The following is a 16,681-nucleotide window of genomic DNA, read 5'->3' as shown; positions in this document are numbered from 1 at the left end:
GTATGTGATAGGTGTATAGAAGAAACCTAAGTCCATATGTAAGGATAGAGATACAGGAACAGGGAAAGCTTAGAACATGGAGAGATTATCACTCGATGAAATGTTGATATGGAAAAAGAAATAATTCTATAACATATCTTAATCTAAGTGAGAGTAGAGGCACAGTACCTATGAAACTCTGATAACAAGGAGTGGAGGGATAGCCTCAAGTCGAATTGTAATTTATTATAAGCTAATATAGCATATAATTAAGATTACAAATCGAGGGAACGCCGTATGAGGTGAAAGTCTCACGTACGGTGTGGAGCGGGGGAAAAGCTAGAGACTACTTCAAAGGCTTACCTATCGCTATTCAAGAGCTGGTTCTCAAGTACCTTTTAGTTCTATTAATTTAGGAATTCCTAATTCCGATGATGCTGCACTAATTTGTGAAGTGTTTCTGAAAGAATATGAAAAGGGCTTAGGAAAAGGGGAACAGCCTATTTTTCCAAATATAATTTTTAGAGTTAAAGAAGGAGTCAATAGAGAGCCTGAAGATAGATACCACTATTTATATCAATTAGCTTGTGAAGTAGCTGCTAAAAGAATGAACCCTACATTTATGAATATAGATGCAGATTTTAATAAGGAATTTTATGATGCTGGATATATGCCAGCAACCATGGGATGCAGAACTTATTTGATGAAGAATGTTAATGGTGAACCAGGATGTAAAGGCAGGGGTAATATTGCACCTGTAACTATTAATTTACCTAGAATTGGCTTACAGTCAAAGGGAAATATAGAAGAGTTTTTTGATATATTAGATAAAAGGTTAGAATTAGCAAAAGAATCACTATTACATAGGTATAGTGTTTTGAAGAAACTTAGGGTTAAGGATTTACCATTTGTAGCAGGGCAAGGATTACTAAAAGGATCTGAAGGATTATTGCAAGATGATTCTATTGAACCAATATTAAAGCAAGGTACATGGGGAATTGGATTTATAGGACTTGCAGAAACATTAGTAGCTTTAACTGGATATCATCATGGTGAAAGTGAAGAAGCAAGAGAATTAGGCTTAAAAATAGTTACTTATATTAGAAGCTTTACAGATAGAATAACTGAAGAAACAAAATTAAATTGGAGTTGTTATGCTACTCCAGCAGAAGGCCTTTCAGGAAAGTTTATAAAACAAGATAAGAAGATATTCGGAATAATACAAGGAGTTACAGATAAGGATTACTATACAAATAGTTTTCATATTCCTGTAAAGTATCCAATATCAATAAAGGATAAAATAGATATAGAAGCACCTTATCATAAGCTTTGTAATGCTGGTCATATAAGTTATATAGAAGTGGATGATAGACCATCTGGAGAAGTTATAATGGATATATTAAATTATGCATATAAGAATACTAATATAAGCTATTTAGGAATTAATTTTCATATAAGATATTGCAAGAATTGTGGAGAGTATTTAAATAGTAACGAAAGAAAGTGTTGTAAGTGTGGAAGTGAAGATATTCAAGGAGTTTCAAGAGTTACTGGATATCTAAGTCTTGATGAGAGGTTTGGTCCAGGAAAGTATGAAGAAAGAGCTGATAGAATATCTCATTCTAGTAAAAAACAAAATTATAGTATGGTTTAATTCATAAATGTGAAGGAGCTGCTTAAGCAGCTTCTTTTTATAATATCTATATCCTTTTTATAATGCAGGATTTTTTAAGATTATTGCACAAAAAACTGAAAAATCCATAAAATAAATTACTTTGGAGTATAAAAGTGAAATAATTCAAAAAAAACTTGCAATTTTTATAAAAATAAGAAGGATTTTTATTGTTTGGAATTGGTATATATGATAAAATTATTTTAATAATTTTTAGAAAAAACTGAATTTTCAATTGGGGCAAATATTTAAAAAGTAATAAATTTTTGAAGGGGGAAGGTTATGTCAGTCAGTAATATAAAAAATGGCAGAGAAATAGTCATAGTAGACACCACATTAAGAGATGGAGAACAAACAGCAGGAGTTGTTTTTGCAAACGATGAGAAGGTAGCAATAGCTAGTTTGCTAAGCGACCTTGGTGTTGATCAACTTGAAGTTGGTATCCCTACTATGGGAGGAGACGAAAAGGAAGCTATTAAAAAAATTGTAAAGAGAAATTTAAAATCAAGTATTATGGCATGGAATAGGGCTGTAATCAAAGATATAGAAGCGTCAATAGACTGTGGAGTAGACGCTGTAGCTATATCTATTTCAGTATCTGATATTCATATTAAACACAAACTTAAAACATCTAGAGAGTGGGTATTAGAAAATATGGTGAAGTCTGTAGAGTTTGCTAAGAAAAATGGGCTATATGTCTCTGTAAATGGAGAAGATGCATCAAGAGCTGATAGAGATTTCTTAGTACAATTTATAGAAGCAGCAAAACAGGCAGGAGCAGATAGATTTAGATATTGTGATACCGTTGGAATAATGGAGCCTTTTAAGATATGCAATGATATAAAGTATATTTATGAAAAGACTAAATTCGATATAGAAATGCATACCCATGATGACTTTGGTATGGCAACAGCAAATGCAGTAGCAGGTGTTGTCGGTGGTGCATCTCATGTAGGAGTTACTGTTAATGGATTAGGTGAAAGAGCTGGTAATGCTGCTTTAGAGGAAGTTTTAATGTCTCTAATGTTTTTATATGGATACGAAGGAAATATAAATACTACTATGTTTAGAGAGATTTCAGAATATGTATCTAGAGCGTCAGGAAGAATACTTCCATCATGGAAAGCAATAGTTGGAAATAATATGTTTGCACATGAATCAGGAATTCATGCTGATGGTGCAATTAAAAATCCAAAGAATTATGAAGCTTTTGATCCAGGAGTAGTTGGACTTGAAAGGCAAATAGTTATAGGAAAGCATTCAGGAAAGGCTGGAATTGTTAATAAATTCAGAGAATATGGAATAGAATTAGATGATAATACAGCACAAGGAATTCTTCAAATGGTAAGGGCAACTTCTGTAAGATTAAAGAGAAGTTTATTTGATAAGGAATTAGTACAGATATATAAGGAATACTTAAGATTAAAAGATGAAAGCGTAAATTAGAAAAGGGGGCAATAAATGATGGGGGACAACTTAGTATATAAAATATTAAAAAGTCATTTAGTTGAAGGCGTAATTGAAACAGGAAAAGAAATAGGAATAAAAATAGATAGAACATTAACACAAGATTCTACAGGAACTATGGCTTATTTGCAATTAGAAGCTATGGGAATAGATAAAGTAAAAACTAAAAAATCTGTAGCATTTATAGATCATAATATGCTACAACAAGGTTTTGAGAATGCTGATGACCATAAGTTTATCCAAACTGTAGCATCAAAATATGGAGTTTATTTTTCAAAGCCAGGCAACGGAATTTGTCACCAAGTATTCTTAGAAAGATTTTCAGTTCCAGGAGATACCCTTATAGGTTCAGATAGCCATACTCCAACAGCAGGAGGAGTAGGTATGCTTGCCATGGGAGCAGGAGGATTAGATGTTGCACTAGCTATGGGAGGAGGAGCATATTATATAAGCACTCCTAAGGTATGTAAAATTAATTTAGTTGGAAGTTTGCAACCTATGGTAGCAGCAAAAGATATTATCCTTGAAGTTTTAAGAAGATTAACAGTTAAAGGTGGAGTATCTAGAGTTTTCGAATATGCAGGAGAAGGAGTTAAGACCTTATCTGTCCCTGAAAGAGCAACAATAACTAATATGGGTGCAGAACTTGGAGCAACTACTTCAATATTCCCAAGTGATGAAAAAACACTAGAATATTTCAAGGCACAAGGCAGAGAAGAAGACTGGATAGAATTTAAACCAGATGAAGATGCAGTTTATGATGAAGAAATAACAATAGATTTAAATGAACTTAAGCCTTTAGCTGCTAAGCCACATAGTCCAGATAATGTTGAAGAAGTAGAAAGCATTGGTAAAATAAAAGTAGATCAAGTAGCTATAGGAAGCTGTACAAATTCTTCTTATGAAGATTTAATGAAGGTAGCAAAAATATTAAAGGGCAAAAAAGTCCATAATGATGTAAGCTTAGTTATAGCACCAGGTTCAAGGCAAGTTATGGAGATGATAGCTAGAAATGGAGCACTAGGTGATATAATAAGTGCAGGAGCTAGAATACTAGAAAATTCCTGTGGACCATGTATAGGTATGGGACAGGCACCTGGAACTGAAGGTGTATCCTTAAGAACATTTAATAGAAATTTCTATGGAAGAAGTGGAACACTAACAGCCAAAGTTTATTTAGTAAGTCCAGAAACAGCAGCAGTTTCAGCTATAAATGGGGTATTAACAGACCCTAGAGAATGTGATATAGATATTTCAGTTGAAATGCCTAAAGAGTTTTTAATAGATGATTCAATGATAATTAAACCAGCAGAGAATGGAAAAGATGTAGAAGTGGTAAGAGGACCTAATATAAAACCATTCCCAATAAATAAACCATTAGGAGATAATTTAGAAGGAAAAGTGTTAATAAAAGTAGGAGATAATATCACTACAGATCATATTATGCCTTCTAACTCTAAGTTATTGCCATTTAGATCTAATATTCCTTATTTATCTGAATATTGTTTTAATACAGTTGATGAGGAGTTCCCTAAGCGTGCAAAAGAAAATAATGGTGGTATAATAGTAGCAGGGAATAATTATGGACAAGGATCTAGCAGAGAACATGCAGCCCTTGCACCATTATATTTAGGAGTTAAGGCTGTAATTGCTAAATCTTTTGCAAGAATTCACAAGGCAAATCTTATTAATAATGGTATTATACCAATGGAGTTTGAAGCAGAGGTAGATTATGATAAGGTTGGACTTTTAGATGAACTTGTAATAGCTGATGTTCAATCTGCTTTAGTTAATGGTAAAGCTATAATTAAAAATGTAACTAATGGAAGTTTCTTTAGTGCATATATTAATTTAACAGAAAAAGAGATAGATGTAATAAAAGCAGGCGGAAGATTAAATTATGTTAAGATAAAAGGGTAAACTTTATATAAATGGCATGCAAAATAGTTCTTTATTTTGCATGCTATTTTTATTTTATCAATTGGTATATAATTGATTTAAAGTATATTATAGGGAGGGTTTATGAAAAAGAGAGGAATACTTAATTTATGTGTAATACTTTTAGCTATATTTATAGTTAGTTTATTTTATTTTCCTAAGACAGAAGGATTCTTTAATAAATTTAAAGATAAAGAGGTAAAAGAAACTATAGCAAAAGAAGCTGAACCTATAGAGGTTAAGAATGAAAATATAAAGACTATAGAAATAGCAGCTACAGGAGATATTCTAATACATAAAGAGATATTAGAAACCCAATATGACGTAGCAAGTGATACTTATGACTTTAAAAATACACTACAATATGTAAAGGATTATTTAAGTAATGTTGATTTAACTATATCTAATTTAGAGGGGACATTGTCAGGAATTGAAAACTATGGATATTCTGGATATCCAAGCTTTAATGCACCTGATGAATTAGCAGATGCAATGAAATGGGCAGGAATAGATATAGTGAATAATATGAATAATCATTCACTAGATAGAGATATTAGAGGTTTTTATAGAACTAGAGAAACTTTAGAAAATAAGGGGTTTGACATAATTGGTACAAGGTCAAGTAGTGATAGTAATAGATATATAATAAAGGATGTTAAGGGAATAAAGTTAGGTATTATATCTTATAGCTATACTATGACTTGTGAAGGTGGAGCTAGAGGATTAAATGGAACTCCAATTTCTAGTGAAATATATCCTTTAATGAATACTTTTAGAGAGGATTCATTAGAAGAAGATTTTCAAAATATGAGAGAAGAGATAAATAAAATGAAGGCTGATGGAGCTGAAGCTATAATATTTTATATGCATTGGGGAGATGAATACGAGTTAGAACCTAATGAAACTCAAATAAAAATAGCTAAATTTTTAGCTAATAATGGAGTTGATATAGTTTTTGCAACTCATCCTCATTCACTGCAACCTATAGATGTTATTAAATCAGAAGATGGTCTTCATGAAACTTCAGTTATTTATTCTATGGGCAATTTTTTGTCTAGCCAAAGGACAGAAAGAATAGAGAACCCTTACACTGAAGATGGAGTTATTGTTTTTGTTAAAATAAATAAAAATGAGGATACAGGAGAATTGAAAATAGAGTATCCAACGTATATACCAACATGGGTTAATTGGTATGGCAAAGATGATAAGTTATTCTATGAAGTGGTTCCAGCAACTATAAGTGATGCTTTATATTTAAATAACCAAGGGAAAAGCAGAGTAGTAGAATCCTTTAACAGAAGCAAGGGGATTATTGAATCATATAGTGATAAAATAAAAATAAAAGATTAAAATTAATAAGGGAGATGTAATAATTGAAGGATACTATTAGATTATCAGGAATAGCATATGAAAGTTTAGTAAACGGACCTGGAATTAGAAGGGTATTCTTTTCCCAAGGCTGTAATCATAATTGTAAGGGATGTTTTAATCCAGAAACTCATGATTTTTTAGGAGGAGAGGAAAAAAATATAAATGAACTTATAGAAGATGTATATAAAAATCCTATGCTTAAGGGGATAACTTTTAGTGGAGGAGATCCCTTTGAAAGAGCAGAGGAGTTTGCTTATATGGCTAAAGCCTTTAAGAAAAAAAACTTAAATATTTGGAGTTATACAGGGTATACCTTTGAATATATAATTGATAATTTAGATGAAAGAAATGGATGGAAAGATTTAATTAACAATTTAGATGTATTAGTTGATGGAAGATTTGAAGAAGACAAGGCTGTCGAAGGTTTAAAATTTAGAGGATCAACTAATCAAAGAATAATTGATGTAAAAGAAAGCTTAAGAACTGGTAATATAATCATATTAAATTATTAAACTTGCCTTATTTTATTTAAAAGATTATAATTATCAAAAAAAGAATATTATAGTATTCGTATATGCTTGAAAATATGGTTCAAGTGTTTCTACTAGGAAACCGTAAATATCCTAACTACGAAGAATAAATATTGCCATGTAAATTTCTTGGCTTTATTGATGAATATGTATGGGGACAAGCTTCTAGAATACTATATTGTTAAGTGTTAGAGGAGAAATATACATGGAATTATTAAAGCAAATGATAAAGAACAAAGGAAAAGTAAGAGAAGGAAATATATTAAAGGTTGATTCATTTTTAAATCACCAAATGGATGTAAAGTTCTTAAATGAAGTTGGTAAAGAATTTAGAAAAAGATTTGAAGGAGAAAAAATAGATAAGATACTAACAATAGAAGCTTCAGGTATTGGGATAGCTGCTATTGCTTCACAATACTTTGATTATGTACCAGTTGTATTTGCAAAGAAAACAGAAAGTTTAAACTTAGATAAAGAAGTATACGAATCAGAAGTACATTCCTTTACTAAAAATAAAACCTATAAGGTAAGAGTAGGAAAACAATTCTTAAATGAAGGTGAAAATATATTAATAATAGATGATTTTCTAGCTAAGGGTTGTGCAACTAAGGGAATGATAGATATTATTAATCAATCAAAAGCAAACTTAGTTGGTATTGGAATAGTAATAGAAAAAGGCTTCCAAGAAGGAAGAAGTGTATTAGAGGAAATGGGCGTTAGAGTTGAATCTTTAGCTATAATAGAGAAATTTGAAGATGGAAAAGCTATTATTAAGTAATAGAGAAGAAGTAAGAAGTAAGAGTTTAGAAGACTTTTAAGAATATAAATACATCCAAAATGTTATAGATAACTGTCTATCATTTTGGGTGTATTTTTTATCATTTTATTTTTCTGTAAATAAAGCATTAAAAATTAAGGCTCTGTTTTAGTTTAGTGTTAATAATTATTAACTCTTCCTAAAATACAATTATTTACATTCATTATGGAATTATATTTCAACTAAATGTATAATATAAATAATATTATTACGCAATTGTATTTAAGAACTAAAGACCAATGATTTAGGAATCACTGGTCTTTTAAGTTAATTATATATATTATCAACAATATTTTAAAACAAAGCCAAAATTAAAAATCTATTCTCTATTAACTATTACTTATTACTTATTACTTATTACTTATTAACTCTTACCTATTAACTCTTACCTATTAAGGTAGTACTCCATAACATTTCTTACTTTAGGTATAGTAACATGGCTACCTCCTCTATTTTTTACATTTTCAATTATCATAGAAATTGAAATTTTAGATGAGTCTGGGTCTGTAGAAACGAACCATCCATTTTCAGTTCCATTTGAATCATCTTGAGATGCTTTTATTTCGGCAGTACCTGATTTTCCAGCAACTCTATGTCCAGGAACAGCTCCATCAGGAAGAGTAGCGCCAGCATCGTTAACAGAAGCTGTAAATCCATCAATTAAAATTGGTAAGTTATTTTGTGATATTAAGCCTTCCTTCCAGACCTTTGCTTCTGGATTTTCACTTATAACTAATCTAGGTTGCATCATATTACCTTCGTTTGATAAGGTACTATAGAATAATGCTATATGAATTGGTGTTACCATAACTTCACCTTGTCCATATCCTGTATCAGCTATAATTATGTCTCTATTTAACTCTCCATCATTAGAAATTTGTGAAGCTTCCATTGGGTATTCGAAGGTTAACTCTTCTCCTATACCAAATCCTTTAAGACCGTTAATGAATTTTTCACTTCCAAGGTCTAGAGCTACTTGAGCATAGTATATATTGTCTGAATAGTTTGCAGCATCTTTTAGAGTTACAGCTTTACCAGGATCTATAACTCTAGTAACTTTATAATCACCCCAAGAACTATCCTTTTGCCATTTTAAGCCTTGAATGTCTTTTGCTTCAGTTGGATTTATAACACCATTTTCTAAACCTATTATTGATGTTAATAATTTCATAGTTGATCCAGGAGCATAAGATTTATTGAATCTATTTATTTCATCTGCATGATTATTTTCTTCCCATTTAGCTTTTTGAGTTTTACTTATATAAGTAGTAAATGTATTTGAATCATAGGAAGGAGCACTTACCATGGCTATAACTTCTCCAGTCTTAGGATTAACAGCAGTTGCTGCTCCTTTTTCTCCAGACATTTCGCTATAGACTTTATTTTGCAGATCATAATCTACTGATAATTTAATATCATTTCCATTCTTAATTTCTTTACTAGCTATAGTTATTTTTTCCATTCCACGTTCTATAGAAATTTCAGCAGCATCTTCACCTCTTAGAGTATCTTCATATACTTGTTCTAAACCGGCTTTTCCAATAAGACTTGTATCATTATAACCTTTAGCTGAATTTGCTTCTAATTCTTCAGCAGTAATACTTCCTATATATCCAATAAGTCTTCCAAAGGCTTCTCCACCATAATATATTCTACCTATTTTTTCTTTTAAAAGTATTCCATCATCATCTCTATTTTTTAATGTATTTATTCTTGGATCAGTGGTTAGTATATCTACTAGTGGGATAAAGTGTTCAGGATTTGTATTTGCTTGAAGCTTAGTAGTAATATTATCTTCACTTATATCTAATGCATTAGCAATTTCAGTAACCTTAGCTTCTATATTTGATTTATTAAAATTAGCAGGATAAATTCCTACGGAATAAATTATTCCATCTTCTGCAAGTATCTTTCCATTTCTATCAAGGATATTACCTCTTTTTGCTTGAGTTGTTGAGACTCTAACTTTATCATCCTTTATCATATTAGGGAAAATTAAGCTTTCATCCCATTTAATTTTATATTCCTTATCTTCTTTAACCAAAGAAAGCTTATAGTCTGTAAGAGATAAATCTCCAGTGATAGAATTCATATTTAATTTAAAAGGTATAGTAATAACATCATCTTCTTTTATACTTTTACCATCAATTTCAAAAGATAGGTTATTTGCATTTATTGCTGTAAAAATATTAGTATATCTTGAAACAAAATCTTCTTCTGTTATGTATTCCTTAGAGTCAGTAGTTAACATTTCATACATTGAGGAATAATCAGCTTGTACCCATTTTTCTGTAAAGCTATTAAATGTTTTTTCTGCTTTATTTATTCCAGAACATCCAATAGATATTAGCATAGATGTTATAAGGAATGAGAAAGCTATAGTTACTTTTAAAAATTTTTTTAGTTTCATATCTTAAATCCTTTCTATAAAATATATATTAATTATAACATTAACAATTTATATTTACATAATATTCAAAAAAATAAAAAAGCGCCGAAGCGCTTTATAAATAAATGGGGGATGGGACCTGTATAAACAGGTTTTGTATCTACATTAGTATTATTAACTAAATAAAAATTTTTATACAAAAAAATAAAAAATTTTCAAAAATTCAAACAAATGATAATCATTATCTATTGAACAGAATTTCTAATAGTGGTATTATAAGTAAAAGGACATAAAAACGAGGTGATTAGATGAATATAAATTATAGAAGTTTAACTTGTTCAACAGCAGATGCTTTAGTTGTTTATTTATTAGAAGGCAAATTACAAGTATCAAATGAAGAGTTAAATAAAAATATAAAGTTTGCAGAAGAAAGAGAATTATTTAGTGGAAAGAATGGAGAAGTTTATACTTTCACTAAGTCAGCTAATGATACTATTCAAACAGTAGTCTTAGTTGGTTTAGGAAAGGAAGAAGACTTAAACTTAGATAAAGTTAGAGAAGCTACAGGAAAGGGAGTTAAGAAGATAAAGTCATTAGGACTTACAAATATATTCTTAAGAGTTCCTCATACTGAAAATATAAAACTTGAAGAATTAATTAAGGCAATGGCAACTTCTGCAAAATTAGCTAATTATACTTTTAATAAGTATAAGACTGATGCTAAGGAGGAAAAGGAATTAAATATTTCAATTTCTAGATGTGGAATAAAAGAAGTAACTAAGGAAATTGAAAATGCAATAAATGAAGGTATTGAAATTGCTAACGGAATTATAATTGCAAGAGATTTAGTTAATGAGCCATCAAATGTTATATATCCTGAAACTTTAGCAGAAGCAGCAGTTAATGTTGGTAAGGAAAGTGGCTTTGAAGTAGAAGTGCATGGTGTTGAAGAAATAAAAGCTTTAAAGATGGAAGCTTTTTATAATGTAGCAAAGGGATCTTCTAAAGAACCTAAGCTTATAGTTATGAGATACTTTGGAGACAAGGATAATAAAGAAACTGTTCTTGGACTTGTAGGTAAGGGATTAACTTATGATTCAGGTGGATATTCAATTAAACCAAGCAATAGTATGAAAGACATGAAATCAGACATGGGTGGTGCAGCTTCAGTTATAGGCGCAATGTCAACAATTGCTAAGATGGGATTAAAAATTAATGTAGTTGGAGTTATAGCAGCTTGTGAAAACTTAATTTCTGGTGATGCATATAAACCTGGTGAAGTAATAGGCTCTATGGCTGGTAAAACTATAGAAGTAGATAATACAGATGCTGAAGGAAGATTAACTTTAGTAGATGCTGTTCACTATATTATTACTAAAGAAAATGTTAATGAAATTATAGATTTAGCAACATTAACAGGAGCGGCTTTAGTTGCTTTAGGAGAAACTACTACAGCAGTAGTTACAAATAATGATGAATTCTATAGTGAATTAAAATCAGCTTCAGAATATACTGGAGATAAGATGTGGCAATTACCTGCTTTTGATGATTATAAGAAGTTAATAAAATCTGATATAGCAGACTTAAAGAATAGTGGTGGAAGATTTGCAGGTACAATAACTGCAGGATTATTTATAGAAGCCTTTGTTCAAGATAAGCATTGGCTACACCTAGATATAGCTGGAACAGCTTGGACTTCAAGTAATAGCGATTTAGGAGTTAAGGGTGGAACAGGAGCTCCAGTTCATACATTATATGAATTAGTTAAGAGAAGAAGTAAATAATATATACTAGCTAATAAGTAAGAATTAAAAGTTAATAGATAAATTGAAAAGCTCGGTTAATCCGAGCTTTTATTTACTTTGTTTTTCAGCTTCTTTTACGATTTCACATATAAAATACAATTCATTTTCAGGAATTGATATATTAAAGGTATTTATAATTGTAGTTAATGCTTTTTCAATTAAAGAAATATATTTTTCATTTCTTTTTTTGTAAGAAGATATCTCTTCATTAGATGTTAAAATAAAGTCCTTAAGTAAAATTCTTTCTATTAAGCATGAAATATGAATAAATATTTTACTAAGACTAGAGTTAGACATAATTATATTTAATTCAGTTTCTATAGTATTAATAAAATTAAGTATAGGAGATTTTATTTTATCACCAGAAAGAATAGTTAAATATTTATTAACAGCATCACAAGTAATATTAATAGTTATATCCTTTGTTATAGTTTTTACCATTTTGTTGGTTGAAATTTCTTCATTTATTCCTAGGATATTTAAAAGTTTGTTAATTCCAGAATGAAGAAGAATGTCTTCAAGAGATATAAATGGAATTTCACTATTTTCTGGATTTATACTACCTATTATTGCAAGAGACCTTTTATCTACTGAAGTTTGTTTAATAATATCTCTTAGCTTTTTCTTGTTTTCTATATTTAAAGGGATTATTTCTACATTAAAAATATTATAAGTTTTTAATAAGTCCTCTATGCTATTCTTTAAGTAATTTGCAATACCTTCGCCAGAATTACAAACAGTATAAATAACATTTTTTTTATTTATAGAAAGATAATTTTCTATTTTTTTATTAAAGAAATAATTAAGCTTATTGTTTGCACATAATAAATCACGTAAGATATCTTCTAAATCATTCTTTAAAAATATTGATTTTCTTATAGCTTCTATAACTAAAAGAATATTTATTGATTGTAATGTTACTACATTTATACCAGTTTCTTTTTTTATTGTTTCATCTAGATTAGTTAAGGAACCCATATCTGCAAAAAGAATTAATCCTCTTTTGAAACTTTTATTTTTTAAATTGTCTATTATTAAAGGTAACATATTGTTTGGGTTTTCACTAAGAGGCATATTTACAGATAAAGCAAAGTTAATACTAAGTAAATCATTGGCAACTTTTGCGATATCACTAGCTATTGAATCCCCATGTGCAACAATCATTACTCCTACAGGTTCAAAAACTTCCTTTGTTTTCAATGAATCTATTATTATCATAAGGTTATTTAACTCTGATGGTGGACAATAAATATTAAATCTTCCTTCTAATATTTTTATAAGTTTTTTAGATATATTTTGTATTTCAGAAGGTATTTCACTTAATTCAATACTAGAAGGAGATGAGTGGCAAGTAATACTATCACAATCTTTTAAGTTTTTAAGATACAATGCTAATGCTATATAGGAGCTTTTATCAATAATTAAGTTTAAATCTTCATATAATACATCAGATAATGTAGACACTATTTCAGATATTTCATCATCTATAAAATCAGGAAATATATTTTCTAATGCAAAACTTTTGGCTATTAATTGAGTATAATCAGAAAAGGCCTTTTTTATATCTTTATTTTCTTCTAATTGAGAATTAAAGAATTTTATAAAATCATAGGATGGAGTAGTAATTTTTTTCTTAAAATTTAGTTTAGGTAAAAATTTATATTCATCTCTATCTAGAAGTAATTCTACCTTTTGTCTAGTTGAGATATTTATATTAGTAAGTGAATTGCTAGTATATAATGGTAGTGAGTCTTTAGTTATATATAGCTTGTCTAGATTATTCATCTTACTATCAAGATAAGCCCTTGCAACTGAAAGCTGAATATCACTAGATAGTTGTCCTATATTTCCTTTAGGATTATAAAGAATTAAGTCTGCTAAACATTCTTTTGAAGCAATTATAGGCATATTAACTTTTTTAGCTTCATTATCATAAAGAGATGTTATTAACATAAGTTTTTCGTTTAAACTCCTATCATTTAGATTTGGAATTTTTACTATTGAAGGAATTCTTCTTATAAAGGTTGTTAATAACATGGAATTTGGATTTTCAGTAGTTGCAGCAATTATTAGCACATTAGAAGTCCTTTCTGAAGATACCTCTCCAAGTCGTCTAAACTTCTTTTTATCTATATATAAGAAAAGCATTTCTTGTCCTTCTGGTGGTAGCCTATGAATTTCATCTAAAAATAAAACTCCATTATTAGCTTCTTCTATTAAACCTTTTTTATCAGACTCAGCACCAGTATATGCACCTTTTACAGAACCAAAAAGTTGAGATACTAGTAAATTTGGATTATTTGCATAATCTGCACAGTTAAAAACAACAAATGAAGAATCTTTTGAAAAAATATTATTAATTAATCCATATTCATACATAAGTTCTGCAAAAAGACTTTTACCTACTCCAGATTCTCCTAGAAGTAATGTGTGAAGTCCACCAGGGTATAAAATAGATGATTTAGCTAATTTAATAATTGGAGCAAGGCTACTATTTGCACCAATTAATTTATTAAAGGGATCTTTATCATCATTTTTTTGTAATATAGGAGAAGGTTTAATATTATTTTCTTCATAATTAATTAATTCCATTAAAGATAAGCATTCAATTGATGAATCAAATAAATTTATGTTAAATAGTTGTTCTAAATGATCTTTATAAAAGTATTTTGTTGGCTTGCCTTTTATCTTAATAAGAATGCCCTCTTTATGTAATTTATTTAAGTCAGAAGATGCATTATTTCTTAATATATCTAAATTTTCTGCCAAATCCAAGGATGAAATACCTATATAAGGATTGTTTATTATATCTTCGGAGGTTAAATTAGAACAGAATCTGTAAATATAATTTTTTATCATTTCAATACGTAACAACTATATCAACTCCTAAAATTATCTCTTTGAATTTTAATTGATATTTTTTTGAATTTATCTAAGGAATATGAGTAAAATTTATAATATGACTCACAGAAGTAATTTAAGTTATCTTTTTGATTTTCTCTATGCCTTCTGCAACCACCTCTACAAAAAGTGAAATAAGCACAATTTTTACACTTATCATTTATGTTTTTTGATGAATTTATAAATTCTAATGTGTTTTTATTTTTATGAATATCTTCAAAGGAGTTATCTAATATATTTCCGATACTATAAGATTCATAGGTGTAAAAGTCACAAGGATAAACGTCTCCATTACTTTCTATAATATGCTGACATGAGCATATTCCTCTCATTTCACAGGCTTCATAATCTTGCTTAAAGAATAATCCTAAAATATTATCAAATAATCTTATACTTGTATATCTATCAGATAATATATCATTGTACCAAAGATCAAAAAGCTTAATTAGAAAATCACCATATTGAGAAGGGGTTAAGGAGAAGCTACTTAGATTCATGTCAGAGTTTTCTAATGGTTCTAAGCAAGGAATAAATTGTAGATAATTAAAATTATTCTTTTTATAAAACTTATATGTAGAGTCTATTTTTTTACATAAAGCAGAAGTAATAACCGTTAGTATATTATATTCTACATTATACTCTTCTAGTATATGTATTCCCTTCATAACTCTATTAAAAGACTCATTATTTAAATAATCTACTCTATTTAAATTGTGCAAATCTTTATTTCCATCTAAGGATATGCCTATTAGAAAATTATTTTCATTAAAAAACTTTGCCCATTCATTATTAATAAGAGTTCCATTAGTTTGTAATGCAAAGGAGAAGCTTGTACCATTGCTATTATTTGCTTTTATATAGTCAATAAGTTCTTTGTAGAAGTTTATTCCCACAAGTAGAGGTTCACCACCTTGAAAGGCTATTGAACAATTACCGCCATTGCAATATTCAAAAACTCTATCTACTATTTTTTTTATTGTATCTTCCTTCATAAATCCATAATCTTTAATTTCTCTAGCATCAGATATAGAATTATAAAAACAATATTTGCATTTTAAGTTGCATTTACTTGAAGAGGGTTTAATCATCAAGCTTAAATTTTTTTTCATAAAAATCCTCCTTTTATGCCATTAAGAACTATGTAAATGTTTTAGTATCCTATATCTATATCTTAAAATCAATTAATAAAAAAAACAAGTGAATTTATAATTGTAGCTATTGTATAAGTTTTTAAAAGAGTATCGAAATAGTATTAGTAAAAAGTATTTATTATAAATAAAGAGTATTAAAGAGTATTAACTCCTTGAAAAACAATAGTTTTTAAAAGTTGGCACGATATTTGCTATAAATAATGGCAAGAGGAGGATGAGGAAATGAATGAAATAGGAGTTATATTAATTAGCCATGGATACTTTGCAAAATATGCAATGGATAGTGCTGAAATGATTATAGGAAAACAAGATAATTATAAGGTTATTTCAGTAACAGATGATAAAGATTTAGAAGATGTTATAAAAGAATTAGAAGATTCTTATAATGCCTTAAGTAAGGGGAGGGAAGTAATTGTATTAACTGATATATTTGGTGGAACACCTTGTAATGCTGCTTCAAGATTAATATTAAGTGGTAAAAAGGTAACAGCTTATACAGGGTTTAATTTACCAGTATTATTAGAACTATTATTAAATAGAGATAAACCCTTAAGTGAAGTTAAATTAGACCTTGAAAAAGTACATAATGAAACTTTCATAAGCATAAGTGATAGGGTTTTAAATAAATTAAATGAAGACGAAATAGTTTTATAAAAAAATA

General features: G+C 29.0%; 10 protein-coding genes, 1 pseudogene and 1 riboswitch. Of the genes and pseudogenes, 8 read left to right on the top strand and 3 right to left on the bottom strand.

The window, feature by feature from the left end:
- Window positions 1-346: 346 nt before the first annotated feature.
- From nrdD to ACQRD5_RS11230, 6 genes and pseudogenes are all read left to right on the top strand, one after another.
- Window positions 347-1,633, top strand: a pseudogene (gene nrdD / locus ACQRD5_RS11255) (anaerobic ribonucleoside-triphosphate reductase); the annotation flags it as partial.
- Between the two features lie 300 nt (window positions 1,634-1,933).
- Complete coding sequence (gene nifV, locus ACQRD5_RS11250; protein WP_427746823.1) at window positions 1,934-3,097, top strand: homocitrate synthase; 1,164 nt, start codon at window positions 1,934-1,936, stop codon at window positions 3,095-3,097.
- An 18-nt stretch (window positions 3,098-3,115) separates the two neighbouring features.
- Window positions 3,116-5,038, top strand: coding sequence for an aconitate hydratase (locus ACQRD5_RS11245; protein ID WP_291628015.1), 1,923 nt, complete (start codon window positions 3,116-3,118; stop codon window positions 5,036-5,038).
- Between the two features lie 102 nt (window positions 5,039-5,140).
- Window positions 5,141-6,406: a CapA family protein gene (locus ACQRD5_RS11240; RefSeq protein ID WP_427746822.1), complete on the top strand. Its 1,266-nt coding sequence runs from the start codon at window positions 5,141-5,143 to the stop codon at window positions 6,404-6,406.
- Between the two features lie 23 nt (window positions 6,407-6,429).
- A complete protein-coding gene (nrdG, locus tag ACQRD5_RS11235) occupies window positions 6,430-6,939 on the top strand; it encodes an anaerobic ribonucleoside-triphosphate reductase activating protein (protein WP_427746821.1) in 510 nt (169 codons plus the stop codon).
- Window positions 6,940-6,975: 36 nt separating this feature from the next.
- Window positions 6,976-7,077, top strand: a riboswitch (purine riboswitch).
- 85 nt (window positions 7,078-7,162) lie between these two features.
- Complete coding sequence (locus ACQRD5_RS11230; protein ID WP_291628000.1) at window positions 7,163-7,735, top strand: xanthine phosphoribosyltransferase; 573 nt, start codon at window positions 7,163-7,165, stop codon at window positions 7,733-7,735.
- A gap of 424 nt (window positions 7,736-8,159) precedes the next feature.
- On the opposite strand, the gene ACQRD5_RS11225 is transcribed toward ACQRD5_RS11230, so the two are convergent.
- Window positions 8,160-10,184, bottom strand: coding sequence for a penicillin-binding transpeptidase domain-containing protein (locus tag ACQRD5_RS11225; protein WP_427746820.1), 2,025 nt, complete (start codon window positions 10,182-10,184; stop codon window positions 8,160-8,162).
- A gap of 287 nt (window positions 10,185-10,471) precedes the next feature.
- Here ACQRD5_RS11225 and ACQRD5_RS11220 point away from each other — a divergent pair, with 287 nt between their 5' ends.
- Window positions 10,472-11,947, top strand: coding sequence for a leucyl aminopeptidase (locus ACQRD5_RS11220; RefSeq protein WP_427746819.1), 1,476 nt, complete (start codon window positions 10,472-10,474; stop codon window positions 11,945-11,947).
- A 69-nt stretch (window positions 11,948-12,016) separates the two neighbouring features.
- Here ACQRD5_RS11220 and ACQRD5_RS11215 read toward each other — a convergent pair whose 3' ends face one another.
- Both ACQRD5_RS11215 and ACQRD5_RS11210 read right to left on the bottom strand, forming a co-directional pair.
- A complete protein-coding gene (locus ACQRD5_RS11215) occupies window positions 12,017-14,842 on the bottom strand; it encodes a sigma 54-interacting transcriptional regulator (RefSeq protein ID WP_427746818.1) in 2,826 nt (941 codons plus the stop codon).
- Between the two features lie 5 nt (window positions 14,843-14,847).
- Window positions 14,848-15,978, bottom strand: coding sequence for an anaerobic sulfatase maturase (locus tag ACQRD5_RS11210; protein ID WP_427746817.1), 1,131 nt, complete (start codon window positions 15,976-15,978; stop codon window positions 14,848-14,850).
- Window positions 15,979-16,242: 264 nt separating this feature from the next.
- Between ACQRD5_RS11210 and ACQRD5_RS11205 the strand changes: the two genes are divergently transcribed.
- Window positions 16,243-16,674, top strand: a complete 432-nt coding sequence (locus ACQRD5_RS11205; RefSeq protein ID WP_291628005.1) for a PTS sugar transporter subunit IIA — start codon at window positions 16,243-16,245, stop codon at window positions 16,672-16,674.
- Window positions 16,675-16,681 lie beyond the last annotated feature (7 nt).

It is taken from the genome of Clostridium sp. SGI.024 (assembly GCF_050315195.1).
Lineage (GTDB): Bacteria > Bacillota > Clostridia > Clostridiales > Clostridiaceae > Clostridium.
This window is presented reverse-complemented; position numbering and strand designations above follow the sequence as displayed.